General features: G+C 71.3%; 21 protein-coding genes, 1 tRNA gene and 1 other RNA gene. 15 read left to right on the top strand and 8 right to left on the bottom strand.

The genetic code is table 11. From position 1 onward, the window contains the following. Positions 1–53: 53 nt before the first annotated feature. Positions 54–875, top strand: a complete 822-nt coding sequence (locus ACQUSM_RS10995; RefSeq protein ID WP_435118534.1) for an alpha/beta fold hydrolase — start codon at positions 54–56, stop codon at positions 873–875. A 45-nt stretch (positions 876–920) separates the two neighbouring features. Then, positions 921–2,129 (top strand): iron-containing alcohol dehydrogenase family protein, encoded by a 1,209-nt coding sequence (locus ACQUSM_RS10990; protein WP_435118532.1) that lies wholly within the window; start codon positions 921–923, stop codon positions 2,127–2,129. 4 nt (positions 2,130–2,133) lie between these two features. On the opposite strand, the gene ACQUSM_RS10985 is transcribed toward ACQUSM_RS10990, so the two are convergent. Then, positions 2,134–2,886, bottom strand: a complete 753-nt coding sequence (locus ACQUSM_RS10985; RefSeq protein ID WP_435118530.1) for a sensor domain-containing protein — start codon at positions 2,884–2,886, stop codon at positions 2,134–2,136. A gap of 151 nt (positions 2,887–3,037) precedes the next feature. Here ACQUSM_RS10985 and ACQUSM_RS10980 point away from each other — a divergent pair, with 151 nt between their 5' ends. The 8 genes from ACQUSM_RS10980 to ACQUSM_RS10945 all read left to right on the top strand — a co-directional run bounded on the left by ACQUSM_RS10980 (position 3,038) and on the right by ACQUSM_RS10945 (position 8,173). Then, entirely contained in the window at positions 3,038–3,382 is a 345-nt protein-coding gene (locus ACQUSM_RS10980) for a helix-turn-helix domain-containing protein (RefSeq protein WP_379733167.1), read from the top strand. Continuing rightward, complete coding sequence (locus tag ACQUSM_RS10975; protein WP_435118528.1) at positions 3,379–3,711, top strand: hypothetical protein; 333 nt, start codon at positions 3,379–3,381, stop codon at positions 3,709–3,711. Before ACQUSM_RS10980 ends, ACQUSM_RS10975 begins: the two co-directional genes overlap by 4 nt. Further along, positions 3,704–3,982 carry a DUF7521 family protein gene (locus tag ACQUSM_RS10970; RefSeq protein ID WP_435118526.1) on the top strand — a complete coding sequence of 93 codons (279 nt, stop codon included), beginning with the start codon at positions 3,704–3,706 and terminating at the stop codon, positions 3,980–3,982. Before ACQUSM_RS10975 ends, ACQUSM_RS10970 begins: the two co-directional genes overlap by 8 nt. A gap of 96 nt (positions 3,983–4,078) precedes the next feature. Continuing rightward, complete coding sequence (locus ACQUSM_RS10965; protein WP_435118524.1) at positions 4,079–4,909, top strand: DUF4097 family beta strand repeat-containing protein; 831 nt, start codon at positions 4,079–4,081, stop codon at positions 4,907–4,909. A 121-nt stretch (positions 4,910–5,030) separates the two neighbouring features. Next, positions 5,031–5,424: RNase P RNA component (gene rnpB / locus ACQUSM_RS10960), an RNA gene on the top strand. Positions 5,425–5,532: 108 nt separating this feature from the next. Beyond that, positions 5,533–5,847, top strand: a complete 315-nt coding sequence (locus tag ACQUSM_RS10955) for a hypothetical protein (protein WP_435118522.1) — start codon at positions 5,533–5,535, stop codon at positions 5,845–5,847. Between the two features lie 48 nt (positions 5,848–5,895). Further along, positions 5,896–6,798, top strand: a complete 903-nt coding sequence (locus ACQUSM_RS10950; protein WP_435118520.1) for a hypothetical protein — start codon at positions 5,896–5,898, stop codon at positions 6,796–6,798. Between the two features lie 43 nt (positions 6,799–6,841). Continuing rightward, positions 6,842–8,173, top strand: a complete 1,332-nt coding sequence (locus ACQUSM_RS10945; RefSeq protein ID WP_435118518.1) for an MBL fold metallo-hydrolase — start codon at positions 6,842–6,844, stop codon at positions 8,171–8,173. Here the strand turns inward: ACQUSM_RS10945 and ACQUSM_RS10940 are convergent. The 5 genes from ACQUSM_RS10940 to ACQUSM_RS10920 all read right to left on the bottom strand — a co-directional run bounded on the left by ACQUSM_RS10940 (position 8,161) and on the right by ACQUSM_RS10920 (position 11,592). Next, the gene (locus ACQUSM_RS10940) at positions 8,161–8,586 is read right to left on the bottom strand and encodes an SRPBCC family protein (protein ID WP_435118516.1); all 426 of its coding nucleotides are present in this window, start codon (positions 8,584–8,586) and stop codon (positions 8,161–8,163) included. The genes ACQUSM_RS10945 and ACQUSM_RS10940 overlap by 13 nt on opposite strands. A 59-nt stretch (positions 8,587–8,645) precedes the next feature. Beyond that, positions 8,646–9,905, bottom strand: a complete 1,260-nt coding sequence (hemG, locus tag ACQUSM_RS10935) for a protoporphyrinogen oxidase (RefSeq protein WP_435118514.1) — start codon at positions 9,903–9,905, stop codon at positions 8,646–8,648. A gap of 2 nt (positions 9,906–9,907) precedes the next feature. Beyond that, on the bottom strand, positions 9,908–10,993 hold the full coding sequence (locus ACQUSM_RS10930; RefSeq protein WP_435118512.1) for a TIGR04053 family radical SAM/SPASM domain-containing protein: 1,086 nt from the start codon (positions 10,991–10,993) through the stop codon (positions 9,908–9,910). A 22-nt stretch (positions 10,994–11,015) separates the two neighbouring features. Then, positions 11,016–11,321 carry a CGCGG family putative rSAM-modified RiPP protein gene (locus ACQUSM_RS10925; protein ID WP_435118510.1) on the bottom strand — a complete coding sequence of 102 codons (306 nt, stop codon included), beginning with the start codon at positions 11,319–11,321 and terminating at the stop codon, positions 11,016–11,018. A gap of 82 nt (positions 11,322–11,403) precedes the next feature. After that, positions 11,404–11,592, bottom strand: coding sequence for a hypothetical protein (locus ACQUSM_RS10920; RefSeq protein ID WP_435118509.1), 189 nt, complete (start codon positions 11,590–11,592; stop codon positions 11,404–11,406). Between the two features lie 117 nt (positions 11,593–11,709). Here ACQUSM_RS10920 and ACQUSM_RS10915 point away from each other — a divergent pair, with 117 nt between their 5' ends. The 4 genes from ACQUSM_RS10915 (at position 11,710) to ACQUSM_RS10900 (ending at position 14,885) form a co-directional block, all read left to right on the top strand. Further along, positions 11,710–12,096, top strand: a complete 387-nt coding sequence (locus ACQUSM_RS10915; RefSeq protein ID WP_435118507.1) for a winged helix-turn-helix transcriptional regulator — start codon at positions 11,710–11,712, stop codon at positions 12,094–12,096. A 55-nt stretch (positions 12,097–12,151) separates the two neighbouring features. Beyond that, a complete protein-coding gene (locus tag ACQUSM_RS10910) occupies positions 12,152–13,621 on the top strand; it encodes a dihydrolipoyl dehydrogenase (protein ID WP_435118505.1) in 1,470 nt (489 codons plus the stop codon). A gap of 93 nt (positions 13,622–13,714) precedes the next feature. After that, complete coding sequence (locus ACQUSM_RS10905; RefSeq protein ID WP_435118503.1) at positions 13,715–14,071, top strand: DsrE family protein; 357 nt, start codon at positions 13,715–13,717, stop codon at positions 14,069–14,071. A 91-nt stretch (positions 14,072–14,162) separates the two neighbouring features. Beyond that, positions 14,163–14,885, top strand: coding sequence for a DUF7119 family protein (locus ACQUSM_RS10900; RefSeq protein WP_435118501.1), 723 nt, complete (start codon positions 14,163–14,165; stop codon positions 14,883–14,885). On the opposite strand, the gene ACQUSM_RS10895 is transcribed toward ACQUSM_RS10900, so the two are convergent. Next, positions 14,876–16,126 carry a M20/M25/M40 family metallo-hydrolase gene (locus tag ACQUSM_RS10895; RefSeq protein ID WP_435118499.1) on the bottom strand — a complete coding sequence of 417 codons (1,251 nt, stop codon included), beginning with the start codon at positions 16,124–16,126 and terminating at the stop codon, positions 14,876–14,878. The genes ACQUSM_RS10900 and ACQUSM_RS10895 overlap by 10 nt on opposite strands. An 81-nt stretch (positions 16,127–16,207) precedes the next feature. Between ACQUSM_RS10895 and ACQUSM_RS10890 the strand changes: the two genes are divergently transcribed. Further along, positions 16,208–16,281: transfer RNA gene (locus ACQUSM_RS10890), tRNA-Lys, on the top strand. A gap of 145 nt (positions 16,282–16,426) precedes the next feature. Here the strand turns inward: ACQUSM_RS10890 and ACQUSM_RS10885 are convergent. Further along, positions 16,427–16,921, bottom strand: coding sequence for a deoxyuridine 5'-triphosphate nucleotidohydrolase (locus tag ACQUSM_RS10885; RefSeq protein ID WP_435118497.1), 495 nt, complete (start codon positions 16,919–16,921; stop codon positions 16,427–16,429). Between the last annotated feature and the right edge of the window lie 54 nt (positions 16,922–16,975).

Genomic DNA, 16,975 nt, shown 5'->3' with positions numbered 1-16,975 from the left:
CGCGGGGTGCCGCCGGCCGAAAGCTCACGGCCCTCCGGCCGAAACGGCCACCGATGCGAACCCACACCGTCTCCCGCCCGGACGGGCCGGCGATCCACGTCGCCGAGTCGGGGCCGCGCGACGCGCCGGCGGTCCTGTTCGTCCACGGCTACTCCCAGAGCCACCTCTGCTGGCGCGACCAACTCCGGTCGTCGCTCGCCGAGGAGTACCGCCTCGTCGCGATGGATCTCCGCGGCCACGGCGACTCCGAGAAGCCGGAGTCGGGGTACGCCGACAGCGAGGCGTGGGCCGACGACGTGCGCGCGGTCGCCGACGCGCTCTCGCTGGACTCGTTCGCGCTGGTGGGCTGGTCGTACGGCTCGCTGGTCGCGCTCGACTACCTCGCGGTCCACGGCACCGACCGCGTCCGCGGGGCGAACCTCGTCGGGATCGTCCTCGGGATCGGCACGCCGCAGACCAACGAGTGGCTGGGCCAGCAGTACGTCGACCTGTTCCCGGAGATCGTCTCGACCGACGCCGAGACCGCGACCGCGGCGCTCGATCGCTTCGTCCGCATCTGTTTCCACGACGCGCCGTCGCCCGAGGAGCGGTACCTGCTGCTCGGGGTGAACGCCGCGGCGCCGCCGTACGTTCGTGACGCGATGCGGAACCGTGAGCTCTCCCACCTCGACGCCCTCGACGAGCTGTCGATCCCGGTGTTGCTGACCCACGGCGAACACGACGCGGTCGTCGACGCCGACGCCGCCCGCGCGGCCGCCGAGCGCCTGCCCGACCCGGAACTCTCGATCTACCCGGACGCCGGCCACAGCCCGTTCCGGGAGTCGATCGACCGCTACAACCGCGAGCTGGCGGCGTTCCTCGACGGGCTCGACTGATGTCGGGGTAGCCGGCTTGATGTGGCACCGCCCCCAGTGGCCGGTATGGACGACCGACAGTTCACCCTCGACTACGACCCCGGGGAGATCCGGTTCGGCCGCGGCGCCGCCGACGACTTGGGCGACCTGCTCGCGGACCGCGGGCTGGCCTCGGCGCTGGTGGTCACCGGCGAGAACGTGGGCGCCAACCCCGCCGTGATGGAGCCGGTCGAGGCCGGCCTCGGCGAGTTCCTCGCGGGCGTGTTCGACGAGACCACGCCCGCCAAGACGCTCGGCGCCGCGCTCGCGGCCGCCCGCGAGGTGCGCGACGCCGGCGCCGAAGCGATCGTCGCGGTCGGCAGCGGCTCCAGCCTCGACACCGCGAAGGTCGCGAGCGCGCTCGGCAGCTACGCCGACCCCGCCGCGGCCGCCGAGCACGCCCTCGATTCCGGCTCGGTCCCCGTCGCCGACGACGGCCAACCCACCCCGGTGATCGCGGTGCCGACGACGCTCGCGGGCGCTGACCTCTCGGTGATCGGCGGCGTCGGCCTCTCGCTCGACGCCGACGCGGACCCTAGCGAGATCCCCAGCGGCGGCGTGAGCGACCGCCGGCTGATGCCGACGGCGCTGTGTTACGATCCCGAACTGTTCGAGACGACGCCGCGCTCGGTGCTCACGGCGTCGGCGATGAACGGGTTCGACAAGGCCGTCGAGTGCCTGTACTCCCCCCACGCGACGCCGATCACCGACGGCACCGCGAGCCGCGCGCTCTCGCTGATGCAGTCCGGCTTCGCGGCGCTCACGGCCGAGGATCCCGACCCCGCGGCGTTCGACGACGCGGTCGCGGGCGTCGTCGCCGCGCAGTACGGCATCTCCACGCCGGGCGCCTACCGCGCCTCGATCATCCACGCGTTCGGGCACGGCTTCTCGAACGACTACGACGCCCACCAGGGGACGGTCCACGGCGTGCTCGCGCCCCACGTCCTGCGCTACGTGTTCTCGGAGGTCGACGGCCGGCGGGAGCTGCTCGCGGACGCGCTGGGCGTCGCCGAGCCGTCGATGGACGACGACGAACTCGCGGAGGCGGTCGTCGACGCCGTCGCGGGCGTCAGTGACGATCTCGGCCTCCCCAGCCAACTCCGCGCGATCGAGGGACTCTCGCAGGCCGACCTGCCGGATATCGCCGAGATCATCCACGACGACGGCCTGTTCGCGGAGGCGCCGGTCCAGCCCTCGGTCGCGGAGATCGAGGACGTACTGGACGCGGCGTGGTGAGCGGTCAGTCGTCGCCGAGCAGCGAGAGGGGGTCGTACGTTCGGGCGAGCAGTCGGGCGGTCAGCCGCCCGTAGACGCCGGCGAGCCAGTTCGTGAACGCGAGGCCGGCCAGCAGCAGGACCACTCCGACCCCGGCGACGCCGAGCGCCCCCGGTAGCGTCCGGATCCGCCACGCGTCGATCGTCACGACCGCCTCGAACCCGACGAGCAGGCGGTTCCAGCCGAAGTGGAGTGCGGGGTGGAGTTCGACCGGGCGGTCCGTCACCAGCCCGACGTACAGCCCGGGCTCGCCGTAGTGCAGCGGGACCGACAGCAGCGCGACGCCGGTCACGAGCGCGTTCAGCACGACGACGAGCGCGACGGTGCCGACGACGAACTTCAGCGGGAGGTACAAAAGCGGCGCGTACGTCCCGGGCTCGGTCGCGAGCGAGCGGAGCCGTTCCCGCCGGCTCTCCCCGGCCGGCGCCGGTCCGGACGGCACGTCGACCCCGAGCAGCCACGCGGTGAGCCGTCGTTCGAACGCGGCGACGACCACCGAGCCCGCGACCACGGCAGCCAGCAGCGGGAGCCCGACGAGGACGAACGAGAGCCCCACGCCGAGCGCGAGGCCGACAGTTACACACACGAAGTACACCAGCCCCAGCGGGAACGCCAGCACGAGCGACGCGAGGTTCAGGTACGTCTGCGGCCGGACCGGGGCGGCGAGGACCGACCGGAGCCGGCCGTCACGCGCCGGTAGCGCCGTGATGGAGGGCATCTCGGCCGATGCTGGCGTGCGTGCCGGAATAAGGGTTCGGGTCGATCTGTCGAGCCGACAGCTCGGCGTCGGTCGGTTTACCGCTCCCCCGCGAACCGCCGGCCGTGCGTATCCCGTGGATATTTCGACCGGGACCCCGACAGCCCACCCGATGAGCGACGGCGGCGAGGACGTGGTCGACCTCCTCGGGGACGACTACGTCCGGACGATCCTCGCGGAGACCCGCGAGGAGCCAAAGTCCGTCGAGGCGCTCAGCGACGCCTGCGACGCCGACCCCTCGACGATCTACCGCCGGGTCGAGCGCCTCGAGGCCGCGGGGCTGTTGACCGACGAGCAGCGGCTGGACCCCGGCGGCCACCACTACAAGGAGTACGACGCGGTGCTGGAGGCGGTCCACGTCCACGTCCGCGCCGAGGGGTACGAGATCGACGTCGACTACGTCGAGGAGGAGGAGCCCGCCGACCGCTTCACCCGCCTGTACGAGGAGTTCAAATGAGCGTTCCACCCGCACACCCGGCCCTGCTGCAGGCGGCCACCGGCGGCTCCGCCGTCGTCGTCCTCGCCGCGCTGCTCGCGCTGCTGGTCGCGACGGTGCTCTCGTTGGCCGTCGCGGCGCGGCTCTACCGGGGGTACCGCCGCGGCGGCGGGCGGCCGATGCTGGGGCTGCTCGTCGGGCTGGTCCTGCTGACGACGGTGCCGTTCGTGCTCCGTATCGTGCTGACGAACGTCGGCGACGTGTCGGCGACGACGCGCGCGCTGGCGGCGACGGCGAGCCAGCTCGCCGGCCTCCTGATCGTGCTCACGGTGGTGTTCGACCGTGGTTGACGCCGCGACGCTGCTCGTCCTCGCGTCCGGCGCGACCGCGGCCGCGGGCAGCGTCGTCGCGTGGCTGGCCCACCGGGGCTACCGCCGCAACGACAGCCGGGCGATGCGCTTCCTCGCGATCGGGGTGGTCTGCATCGCGGTCGTCCCGTTCGTCCTCACTTACGGCGCCGGCCCGCTGTTGGGGCTCTCGGACGCGGCGACGCTGCTCGCGGTGCTGCTCGCGAACATCGCGGGCCTCCTCGCGGTGCTGTACTCGCTCGAAGGGACCTGACTCACGGAACGAACCTGACACAAATAGCTTTCGACGGTTGGGCGCCGTGACAGCCGGCGAACACGGTTGAAGTGGGACGCCCCCGACAGTCGAGGTGTGACCCGAAGCCCTACCAGACGACGACTGCTCGGCGGCGTCGGTGCGGCTCTCGTGGCCGGGCTGTCCGGCTGCACCGGCGCGACGCCGTTCGTCGGCAAGCGGCTCGAAGACGACCGAACGGTCTCCATCGAAGACGCCGCGGCGCTCGCCGTCGAGGCCCGGATCGGCGACGTGACCGTCCGCGGCGAGGAGCGCGACGACCTCGCCGTCCATACGGTCAAGCAGTCAAGCTCCCTCGGCGGCGACCTCTCGAAGCTCGATCTCGCGGTCGAGCGCGAGGGCGACCGACTCACGCTCGCGAGCCGCTACACCGGCGAGAGCTCCCTGCTCGGCGGCACGCCGTCGATGGATCTCACGATCCGCGTCCCGCGCTCGCTCCGCGTCGCCGAGATCGACGCCAGCGTCGGCGACGTCCGGGTCGAGGACGTGACGGGCGACCTCGCCGTCGACTCCTCGGTCGGGGACGCCACGATCCGGAACGTCGAGGGCACCGTCACCGCCGAGGCCAGCACCGGCGACGTGCGGATCGAGGGCGCGTCGGCGGTCGGCGACGTGCGGGCCGACGTCGGCGATCTCGACCTCGCCGTGTCGGCGATCGACGGCGACACGACGTTCGAAACCTCGACGGGCGACATCGACGCCGCGCTCTCCCCGGAACTGGACGCCGACCTCGTCGCGGAGACCAGCGTCGGCGACGTGACCGTCGAGGGGCTCTCGCTGGCGGACGGCACGCGGACCGAGAGCTCTGTCTCGGGCGCACTCGGCGACGGCGGCCCGACGCTCCGAGTGGAGACTCGCACCGGCGACGTTCACCTCTCGGCGCGCTGAGCCGCGAGTTCGCTCTCCCGATCCCCGCTGACGCCCTCTCCCCGCCCACGCCTGCTCTCCCCCGCCGACGCCCGCTCTCCCCACCGAACCGCTTAACCCCGCCACTCGTCTACGACGAACCGGCAGAGAGAGCCCGGTTCCCGCGCCCCGGCCCGCGAGCAAGGGGCGTGAGGAAAGTCCCCCCACCGTCCGGACGGGCGACCGGGCGCAAGCCCGGAGCCGGAGACGGCTGGCTCTGGAACAGAAACGAGACCGCCTGCCTCGACTGATGAGGTGCTCGGCGGCCCACGGCCGCCGGGACGCGCTTGCGGGCCTCGCCCGCGAGCGTGTGCGAACCGACCCGTAAGGGAAGGGAGCTAACCCACCGAAGATCGACGGGCAGGAACGGATGGAACGGCGAACCCTCGCCGGTGCAAGCCCGTGCCCGAAGGTAGTCCGGACGGCCGGAGACGGCAGGGCGCGGGTGCTCAGCCGAATGCCGGGTCGAAACAGAAGGGGGCTTACTCCTCTCAGCCGCTTCGGACCGCCAGCGCCGCCCGAACCGTTTTGAACGATCACGCCCTCGATCCCACGATGACACCCGACCGTGCGCTCCCGCTCGCCGCCGGGGGGTGGGGCGGCCGATGACCGACGAGCCCGCGGCCGAGAGCGGCCTCGACCCCGAGGCGCTCACGGCGGCGCTCGACCGGTTCGGCGGCAGCGAGCCCGAGCGCCGCACCGTCGCGAGACAGGCGAGTGACCTCGCGGACACGGGCCGGTACCCCCGCGACACCGGCCGGGAGCTCACGGTCGACCTGATCGTCGCCGAACTCGCGGACGCGCCCGACGGCACCCCCGCCGACCGCTGGAACTGGTGGATGGGCGTGCTCGCGGTCGCTTACGGCGGCTACGAGCGGTTCGCGGTGCGGCGGTATCCGGGCGCCGAGGACGACGGCTGACCACTCGGGCCCGAACCGATTTAGCCTCGGCCGTGGATGATTCGCAGTATGTCTCCGGATCGTGCTCCCTCGCGCCGACAGTTCCTCACGGCGCTCGGAGGGAGTACAGCCCTCGGTCTCGCCGGCTGTCTCGACAGCCCCGGCCCGAACCACGCGAGCTACAGCACGCTCGGTGACAGCGTTTCCGACCTCGACTACGACGCCGCCCTCGACCGCGCGCGCTCGGCGGGCTACGCCGTCGAATCGCCGTTCTACGTCAACGCCCGGAACCGGATCGGTCTCCCGCTCGACGTTCCCGCGCTCGCGGATCGCTTCGGCGAGGGCGCCCGCGCCGTGTTGGTACGCTTCCACTACTCCGGAACGCGCTTTCTCGAGGCCGACTTCACGGGCGTCACTGCCCCGCGGCTGGTGGCCGTCGACGAGGAACTCGGCGTCGAGCAGCCCTTCCGGCCCGTGAATCTGCCGCCGGCTGACTGGCTTCGCGAGCGGATCGAACTGCTGTTCCCGGACGCCGACGCCGACGCGCTGGCGGCCGAACTCGGGGCCGAAGCCTCGCGAACCGAGGATCCGTTCGTCACGGTCGGCGTCGACGCCGACCCCGACTTCGCGGGGACCCACACCGCCTTCGCCGACCGCGCGACCGCGACGACCGCCTCGGAGACGCAGGGCGACGGCTGGGTCGACCTCGCGTTCGCGGCCGAGGGGACCGAGTTCGGCTCGTTCGCCATCGTCGTCCCGAGCGCGCGGATCTCCACGACCGACGCGGGCCACGAGTACGAGATCAAACTCGACCACGCCGGCGGCTTCCGGCTGCAGGTGACCCTGCCTGCGGGCGAGGAGCTGCCCGAGGCGGAGTACCGCGGCGTGTTCCGCGAGATGTTCGCGGCCGTGGGGCTGCCGGCCGACCGCGTCGCCGGCTACGAGTTCGAGTACAGCCCCAGCGTCTGGTGACGAACCGACGGACGGAAACCCCGGGACCGCCGACTGCGACCGAATGCAGCTACGCTTCCTCGGCGGCGCCGGCGAGGTCGGCCGCAGCGCCGTCCTCGTCGACGACTCACTGCTGCTCGACTTCGGTCTGCTGACCGCCGAGCCGCCGCAGTACCCCGTCGGGACGCCCGAGCCCGACGCCGTCGTCGTCTCCCACGGCCACCTCGACCACGTGGGGACGATCCCGGCGCTGCTCTCCGGCCGGAATCGGCCGCCGATCCACTGGACGCCGCCGACGCGGGAACTGGCTCTCACCCTCGCCCGCGACACGCTGAAGCTCCACGGGCAGTCGCCGCACTGTCCGTTCACCGAGAACGACGTGAAACGGGTGACCGAGGTTTCGGAGACCCACGGCTACCGCGAGTCCTTCGAGGCCGCGGGGTACGAGGTGACGTTCTACAACGCCGGCCACATCCCGGGCAGCGCGCACGTGCTGGTCGACGACGCGGGGCGAAGCCCCGCTGGCAGCCGGACGCAGTCCGGCGACGACGGCGACACCAGACTCCTCTACACCGGGGACTTCCACGTCGACGAACCCGAGGCCGCCGACCCGCCTGCGGGGTTCGACGCCGGGGAGCCCCCAGTCGGCCAGCGGCTCGTCGCGGGGTCGACCGCCCGGCCCGACGCCGACGTGGTGCTGTGTGAGAGCACCTACTCCGACGTGGCGCACGACCCCCGGGCGAGCGTCGAGCACCGCTTCGCCCAGAGCGTGAAGACGACGCTGTGGGAGGGCGGGACGGTGGTCGTCCCGGCGTTCGCGATCGGGCGGACACAGGAGATGCTGCTGATCTGTGAGGCGCACGACATCCCGTGTTACGTCGACGGGATGGGGAAGGAGGTGACAGAGATGCTCCGTCGGCACCCGGAGTTCGTCCGCGACCCCGACGCGCTGCGGCGGGCGAAGTCCCACGCGCGGTTCGTGACGGGTCGCGACGGGCAGCGAAAACGGATCGCCGACCAGCCCGCCGCGATCGTCACGACGAGCGGGATGCTCTCCGGCGGCCCGGCGATGACGTACATCCCCGAGATCCGGGCGAACCCCGTGAACAAAATCACGATGACCGGCTATCAGGTCGAGGGGACGCCCGGCCGCGAACTGCTGGAGACCGGCCGGGCGGAGATCGACGGGCGCGTGATGCCCGTCAGCGCGCAGGTCGAGGGGTACGACTTCTCCGCCCACGCCGACCACGACGGCCTGCGGCGGTTCCTCGACAGCTACGACGGCGCGGAGATCCTCGTGAACCACGGCGACCGCTGTGAGGCGTTCGCCGACGAACTCCGCGCGGACGGCTACGACGCCGCTGCGCCCGAACTGGGCGCAACCTACTCGGTCTGACCGCCGAGTTCGCGTTCGAGCCAGTCGAACTGCTGCTCCAGCTCCCGGCGACGCTGGCGCTCGATCACAGTCGAGTCGAGCAGCTTCCCGACCAGCGCCACGTCGATCGCGAACTCCGTCTCCGCGGTCACCTCGGTGCCAGCGTCGGTTTCTTCGAGCGTGTACCGCGTCACCATCTCCTCGAAGATGCCCTCGCGCTGGCGGTACGCGAGCGCGGCGTCGGGCTCCTCGACCAGTTCGAGCGAGAGTTCGATCGTCGCGATCCCGACGCCGTTTTCGAGGTCGATCCGGTCGCCCTCGACGACCACCTCGTCGAACCCCGCGGCGCGCATGAACGCCCCGAGGTCGTCCATCCGCTCGCGGATCGCGTCCGGCGGCGCTTCGATCTCCCGGGAGACGCTGACCGAGTTCATACCCGCGCTACGGCGCCTCGATTGAAAACGCTCGGGACGAACATCTCCGTCCGGCCCGTTCAGCCGTCGGCCAGCGACTCGGCCAGCCGCTCGGCCTCGCGGAGCCGCCCCGGAACCCCCGCTCTGGCGGCGTAGTTCGCACAGATGTGCGCCCCGTCGGGCAGGTCGACCGCCTCCAGCGCGTCCCACGTCGTGTCGTAGGCGGGCATCCCGCGGCGGAGCCGGCGGACGTCGACGGCAGTCGCCTCGACGCCGGTCAGCTCCGCGAACTCCCGTTCGGCCATCTCGCGGATCGACGAGGGCGACCGCTCGACGAGCCCGGGGTTCCGGTCCCCGCCGAGGTAGGCGGTGTGGCGGCTCCCGCGGTCGAACAGCGCGCCGGTGCTGGTCACGCCGAGCGTCCGGAACGACTCGTCGTACTGGACCTGGAAGCCGGCGGCGTCGAGGTCGCTCGCGGCGTCGAGGTGGACGGCCGCCATGGGGTTGTAGGTGAGTCGGCGGAGGGCGTCCGCACTCTCGGGCGCGAACGCTTCGACCAGTTCCGCAGTCACGTCTGCGGGCGTCGTGAATACGACGTGGTCGACAGTCGTCGTCTCCCCGGGCGTTTCGACCGCGAACCCACCCTCTTTCTGTCGAACCGCCTCGACCGGCGTGTCGAGTCGAACACGCTCGCTGTGGCGCTCGAACAGCGTCTCCGGGAGCGTCTGGAGGCCGCCGTCGAACGAGGCGACTGGCGGCGTCGACCCCCGCCGGGTCGCCCGCACCGCCGCGACGAGCAGGCTCCGATCGACGCCACGCTTTTCGAGCGCTCGCCCGAGCGAGTGTCGCATCGGCATCTCGTCGGGGTGGGTGCCGTAGATACCGCCGTACAGCGGTCCGACGAGATACTGGGCGGCCTCCGCCCCGAGCATCCGGGTCAGGCACGCCTCGACGGTCTCTTCGCCCCGCGGCGGCCCGGTCAGCGGTTCGAGCAGCATCCTGAGCTTCCCCCGCAGCGAGAGCAGGTCCGTCGACAGGCCCTCGCGGACGGAGAACGGGACCCGTCGGAGCGAGCCGTCACGGTAGAGGTACAGCGGGGGGTCCGCCGCCTCGACGACTCGACCGTCGAGGTCGAGATCGTCGACCAGCGACGCGACCGGCGGCGAGAGCCGGGTGCGCTGGGGCCCGTCCTCGACGACGTGGCCCTCGACGGATCGGCTCCTGATCACGCCGCCCGGCTCCGAATCGGCCTCGAAGGCGACGCTGTCGACGCCACGCTCGCGGAGTTGGTGCTGCAGCGCGAGGCCGCTGATCCCCGCGCCGACGATGCCGACCCGCATCGTCAGTCAGCCGGGTTCGGCAGCGGGCCGTCGTACCCCTCCGGGACGTACGGGCAGAGCGGATCGCTCTCCAGCGGGTCGCCCGTCGTCGCGTACGCCCGCGAGCGGCTGCCGCCGCAGACGTTCCGGAACTCGCAGGCGCCGCATTTCCCCGACAGCGCGTCCGGGTCGCGGAGCTTCTCGAACAGCGGCGAATCGCGGTAGAGGTCGACGAGGCTGTCCGTCCGCACGTTCCCGGCCGGCTCCGGCAGGAACCCCGAGGGGTAGAGCTCGCCGGTGTGGCTCACGAACGCGAACCCGTCGCCGGCGGTGATGCCGGTCCGGCGGCCGATCGCGTCACTGTCGGGCTTGTCGGTCGCCGAGCGGCGCTGCTGGATCGCGACCCGGCGGTAGTGGGGCGCCTCGGTGGTCTTGATCCCGAAGTCGGCCTCGTCGTTCACCTCGGTCAACCACTCCATCACGCGGTCGGCGCGTTCGGGGGAGACCGGATCGAGCACCTGCCCCCGGCCGACCGGGACGAGGAAGAACACCGACCAGAGCACGGCACCGAGGTCGTCGACGAGCTCGCGGAGTTGGGGGAGCTGTTCGACCGTCTCGGCACAGACGGTCGTGTTGATCTGGAGCGGGAGCCCGGCCTCGTTGGCCGCCCGGGCGGCCTCGACGGTCTGCCGGAAGCTCCCCTCCTCCTTCCGGAAGCCGTCGTGGGCCGCGGGGGTGGCGCCGTCGATGCTGAGCGCGAGCCGGCGCAGCCCCGAGTCCGCCAGTTCCTGAATCCGGTCGGGGGTCAGCGACGCCGTGCCGCTGGGCGTGAGCGTCATCTGCAGGCCCTGCTCGACGCCGTGTTCGATCAGTTCGAACGTGTCGTCGCGGTAGAGCGGGTCGCCCCCCGAGAGGACGACCAATTGGTTCTCGCCGAACTCGCTGGCCTCGTCGAGGAGCTGCTTCCCCTCCTCGGTCGTGAGTTCGTCGGGGTGGCGCTGGGGCTGGGCCTCCGCGCGGCAGTGTTTGCAGGCAAGCTCGCAGGCCTGCGTGAGCTCCCAGACCAGCACGAACGGGCGCTGACTCGTGTCGATGGTGGATGGGCGCATAGGTTGGATGTCGGAGACGCGGTTACTGGACGTGGACGCGCAGGACGTGGCCGCCGCAGCCGCACTGTTCGACGTACTCCCACGCTACGTCGTCGCCGAACTCGTCGTCGAGCGCGTCGTAGAGGTACGTCTCGGGGTGGCCGTGCTCGCCGTGGGTCACGAGGTTGACGTGGTTCCCGGGGGCGGTGTGTTCGACCGCCTCGATCCCCTGTTCGACGAGGAGATCGCGGTCCTCGGCGTGTTCGGGCCCTTCGAGGTTCGCGGACCAGGAGTTGTCGTGCACGCGGTCGGTGACGGGATCGGGGGTGTCGTGGTCGTGCTGCGACATGGCTTACGTCGTTGTTCGACGCCGACGACCAAGGGGGGATGGCCGAACATGTTCCCAACCGAGCCCCCCGACGAACTCCGGGTCAGCCGCGCAGAGCCGCCCACGGCGCCGGGAGCACGCCGACGATGGCCAGCACGACCGGCGCGAACCAGTAGAGGCCGACGAAGCCGAGGGTGAGATCCTGTCGCGTCCAGAGGAACGCCGCGAGGAGGACGAACGGGACGGACAGTACGCTCCACACCGCGAGCGCTCGGCGGTACTCGCTGCCCATATCTGGCCGTACGGCGTCCGCCGCTTAAACGTCCGGTCGACCGCGGAGAGAAGCTACCCAACTGTAACTCAGTTACCAGTAGTAACCTCTAAGTCGCCGTCGCCCCACTCGCCGTGTATGACGAGTCGCACGGACGACGACGGGGAGAAACTGCAGGTGTGGTGTGCGGGCGAGGACTGGTGTCCGGTCACCACGACGGCGCTGCTCGTCGGGAAGAAGTGGCACCCGGTGGTGATCCACCGGCTGCTCAACGAGGGGCCCAGTGGGTTCAGCGAACTGGAGGACAGCGTCGACGGCATCTCCAGCAAGGTGCTGTCGGAGGTGCTCGACGATCTGGAGAGCAAGCGGCTGATCGACCGGGAGATCGTGAGCGAGAAGCCCGTCCGGACGGAGTACTCGCTGACCGACCACGGCGCGTCGCTCGAGCCGGTGATCTCGGCCATGCGGGACTGGGGGAAACAGCACATCACCGAGCCCGAGGATCCGAGCGTCTCGCTGGTCTGAGACGGTTACCTCCCGGTAACTCGTGATTGAAGGCCCGTGGGGCCGTACCCCGGGTATGGAGGAGTTCGACTTTCTCGTGATCGGTTCAGGCTCCGGGCTCGACGTGGCGAACGTCGCCGCGAACCGGGGGCAGTCCGTCGCCGTCGTCGAGAAGGGGCCGCTGGGCGGCACCTGCCTCAACCGCGGCTGCATCCCCTCGAAACAGCTGCTCTACCACGCCGACGTGTACGAGACGATCGAAAGCGCCGGCGAGTTCCACATCGACGCCGAGATCGAGGCCGTCGACTTCGCCGAGATGGTCCGGGAGGTGAACGAGGACGTGGCCGAGTCCTCGGCGTCGATCCGCAGCGGCCTGCAGTCATCGGAGCGACACCGACTGTTCGACGGCGAGGCGCGGTTCGTCGACGATCGGACGGTCGAGATTCACGGCGGCGAGGACGACGGCTCGCCGGCACGAGGAGCCGGCGAGGACGACGGCGCCCGAATCCGCGCGGAGACGGTCCTGATCGCCGCCGGGACGCGCCCCGGAATCCCGGACATCGACGGCATCGACGCGGTGGACTACCTCACGAGCACCGAGGCGCTCGAACTGGAGTCGCCGCCGGACCGGCTGGTGATCGTCGGCGGCGGCTACATCGCGGCGGAGCTCGGCCACTTCTTCGGCACGTTCGGCAGCGATGTGACGATACTCGGCCGGCGGCCGCAGCTGCTCCCGAACACCGACCCCGAGGTCGCCGCGGCGTTCACCGACCGCTACCGCGGGCGGTTCGACGTGCAGACGGGGTACGCCGTCACCGAGGTCGCGGAAGCCAACGGTGAGATCACCGTCGAGGCGCTGCCCTACGAGTACGGTGACGACCCGGGCGTCGTCGAGGGCGGCGAGGCGCTCAGCGTCGCCGGCGACGAACTGCTCGTCGCCGCCGGCAGGGTCCCGAACACCGACACGCTCGATCTGGAGCAGACGGCCGTTCAGACCGACGAGGCGGGGTTCGTCGAGACCGACGAGTACCTCCGCACCGACGCCGAGGGGGTCTGGGCGCTGGGTGACATCGTCGGCGAGTACCTGCTGAAACACAGCGCCAACCACGAGGCGCAGTCCGTCGCGCGCAACATCTTCGGCGAGGAGCCCGAGCCCGTGGACTACTCGGCGATGCCGTACGCGGTGTTCGGCTCGCCGGAGGTCGCCGGCGTCGGCGCGACCGAGGACGAGCTCCGGGCCGCGGATCGGGAGTACGCCACGAACACGTACCGCTACGACGAGACCGCCCGCGGCGACGCGATGCACGCCGACGGGTTCGTGAAGGTGCTCATCGATCTGGAGGGGGAGATCCTCGGCTGCCACATCGTCGGTCCGGACGCGTCGACGCTGATCCAGGAGGTCGTGACCGCGATGACGGCGGGCAGCGGCACCGTCCGGGACATCCGGGAGTCGATCCACGTCCACCCGGCGCTCCCGGAGGTGGTCCAGCGCGCGTTCTCCGGGCAGTTCTCCCGCGGCGGGGGCGGCCACCAGCACCACCACTGAGCCGACAGCGCCCCGCCCGGGTGAGGGCGACGTAACCCCGTTACCGGGCGGTTCGCTCCTCCTTTTCCCTCCGGGGGCCGTCGCTCCACTCGCATGACGAACGCAGCCATCGTGATCCTCGCAGGGACGGACGGACACACCAACCTCGGCCGACTCGTCAACGGGCTCGAAGCCGCCAAGGAGTTCGCGGAGAACGACGAGGACGAGCTCGAACTGATCTTCGACGGCGCGGGCACCCAGTGGATCCCCGAACTCGAAGACGAGAGCCACGACTACCACGAGCTCTACGCCGCGGTCCGCGACGACGCCTCGGCGTGTGACTACTGCTCGGGCGCCTTCGGCGTCGACGAGGCCGTACAGGACGCCGGCGTGGTCCAACTCGACGACCACGACGGCCACCCGAGCATCCGGTCGCTGGTCGACGACGACTACGAGATCATCACGTTCTGAGCCGCGACGGCGATTCGTTTTTCGAGCCGGTGTGTGTCACGTCCACCCGGGCGCGGGAGGCTTTTCCACCGGGGGGCCGAACCGGCAGGTAATGTCACAACCCGACCCCGAGCGCGACGAGGAGGCTCGCGCCGGCGACCGGCGAGCGAGCCGGCAGGAACCGACCGACGACGTGCCGGCGACGACCGACCGGCGCTCGCGGGTCGGCGAGCCCGTCGTGCGTGCGGACCCGGAGATCACCGGCGAGCGCGCGAGCGACGCGATCGACTTCGACCCCGACGACCCCGAGAGCGTCGCCCGCGCCGCCGACGTGCTCGAGGAGTTCGCCGGCTGTCAGGGCGAGGACGACTGCGTCGACATGCTCCGGGGCGCGGCGGCGTGTGCGGCGCTCGTGCGCGGGGTCGGCTCCTACCGCGAGGCGGCCGAGCGCGCCGGCGGCGTCTCGGTGTCGTTCATCCGGACGTGGGCGCGGGTCCACGACCTGCCGCAGTCGGTGCGGCGCCACGTCGCCCGCGGCGAGATCGCGCCCTCGGCGGCCAAACACCTCGCCCGGGTCGACGGCCCCGCACGGCTGGATCTCGCGTGGGCGGTGCTGGACCACGACCTGACGGTCCGGCAGGTCCGATCGCTCGCGAGCCGGGTCAACGACGGCGCGTCGGCGCAGGAAGCGCTCCGCGAGGCGGGGATCGAGCTCGGCCGGATCGAGCTCTCGCTGTCGGTCGGAGCGTACCGCGAACTCCGCCGCGAGGCGTCGATGAACAACACCACCCCCAGCGAGCTGGTGGGGGAGCTGCTCGCCGAGCGCTACGACTGAAGGAACTGGACGGCGGTCGCCGCGATCGTTTCTCGGGCCTGCTCCACGTCGGCCCACTCGATCGTCTCGTCGGGGAAGTGGGCCTGTTCGATGCTGCCCGGCCCGAACACGACCGTCGGGATACCGGCGGCGACGTAGTGTCGGGAGTCGGCGCCGTACGTCGCGCCGCGGGGGTCCGTATCCGGCAGCCCCGTGTCGAGCATCGCTTCCCGGAGCGTCCGGACGATCGGCTCGTCGGGGTCCGTCTCGGCGGGCTCGAACTGGATGCTGAACCGCTCGAAGCTGGGCGGGTGCTCGGCGAGCCAGTCGTCGGCGTCGACGACGGCCTGTAGCGCCTCCTCGTACTGCTGCTCCACCTCGTCGACGCTCTCCCCGGGGGCGACGCCGAACCGCATCTCGGCGGTCAGCGAACTCGGCACGGAAGAGGCCCAGTTGCCCGCCTCGACGGTGCCGATCACGATCGGCCACGGGACGGGGTACTCCTCGTACAGCGGGTGGGTGACGCTCTCGGACCGCTCGGCTTCGAGATCCTCGAACGCCGCCCGGATGCGCTCGAAGTGCGGGAGCACGTCCTCGCCGCGCCAGCGCGAGGCGGCGTGTGCGGCCCGGCCCTGAATCTCCAGTCGCTTCATCACCGTCCCCTCGGTGGCGGTGATCGCCCGCAGTTCGGTCGGCTCGGCGACGATCGCCGCGTCGCGCTCGAAGGGGTAGGGGTTCGACAGCGCGGCCGCCGCGGCGCCGATGCCGCCTTCCTCCTCCCCGGCGACGGCCTCGACGACGAGTCGGCCCTGCAGGTCGGCGTCCTCGGCGCGCTCTCGGGCGTCCAGCGCGGCGAACACGCAGGCCGCCACGGGTGCCTTCATGTCCACTGCACCGCGTGCGGTCAGCGCCTCCTCGCCGTCGTCGGTCTCGCCCCACACCGGCTCGAACGGCGGCGACGACCACGCGTCCTCGTCGGCCGGCACCACGTCGAGGTGGCCGTTCAAGATCAGCGTCGGGCCGGCGTCGGGATCGCCGAACTCCAGCACGCCGGCGACGCTCGGGCGGTTCTCCGTGTCGATCAGGTCGGGGTCGTCCGGAAACGACGAGTGCTGGGCCAGTTCCTCGGCGTCGGCCTCCCACTCGTACGTCTCGAAGCCGAGGTCGTCGAGGCGCGCTCTGGTCCACGCCGCGGCCTCGGCCTCCCCGCCGCCGACGGTGGGGAACTCGATCAGTCGCTCGGCGAACGTGCGCATCTCCATGACCGAGGGGTCGGCGGGAGAGGGTTTAGCTTCCGGGGGAACCGTAAACGCTTACCCGGTGCTCGTCCTTGGTCGGCGTGAGGGCTGATAGCTCAGTTTGGGAGAGCGTCTGGCTTTTAACCAGACGGTCGGGGGTTCAAGTCCCTCTCAGCCCGCTTCTCCGGTGAACGCAGTGAACTGTGAGAAGCGTCGCTAGAGGGAGTTGAAGCAGGGAGCGGGAGGTGAGCAGCGAGAGCGAACGGGAGTGACCGTGGTTCAAGTCCCTCTCAGCCCGTTGCTCCGACGAATCCCATCGCCGCCTCAGTTCTCGCCCTGATAGCTCCCGTCGTACGTCCCCGCACTCTCCGCGTCGGCGAGCACGAACTGCCCGATCCGGGCGCCCTGCTCGATCTCGATCGCCCGGCCGACCTGCAGCAGCCCCTCCCCGCGGCCCTCGTAGCCCGCGTCCCAGACGGCCGTATCGAGCGAGCAGGTGTTGCGCAGCAGCGTCGAGCGCGGCAGGACGAAGCCCACGCTGTCCGCGGGGACCGCCAGCCGCTCGCCGTAGCGGACGACGTAGTCGCCCGGTTCGAGCCGGTAGATCGGCGGGTCGTCGCCGTGGGGGTCGACCTCGCTGCGCTCGCCGACGGACTTCCCCTCCCGGCCGACGTAGCCGGGGCTGGTCTGTTCGAACACGGCGTCGAGCGTGAGGTCGACGCCGTTCGGCTGGACCGCGTCGTCGTCGGCGCCGTCGACGGCGGCGGCGACCTCGGCTCCGGAGTGGAACATGGATTGGTGTCGATCCGTCGGCGACAAAACCCTGCCGAAGGCGTCGTGACCGGCTCTCTCGACCGCGTGTGGCGGCCTCGC

It is taken from the genome of Halolamina sp. C58 (genome assembly GCF_051195095.1).
Classification (GTDB): Archaea; Halobacteriota; Halobacteria; order Halobacteriales; family Haloferacaceae; genus Halolamina.
The sequence above is the reverse complement of the archived record's forward strand: the minus strand, read 5'-3'. Positions and strand labels throughout refer to the sequence as shown.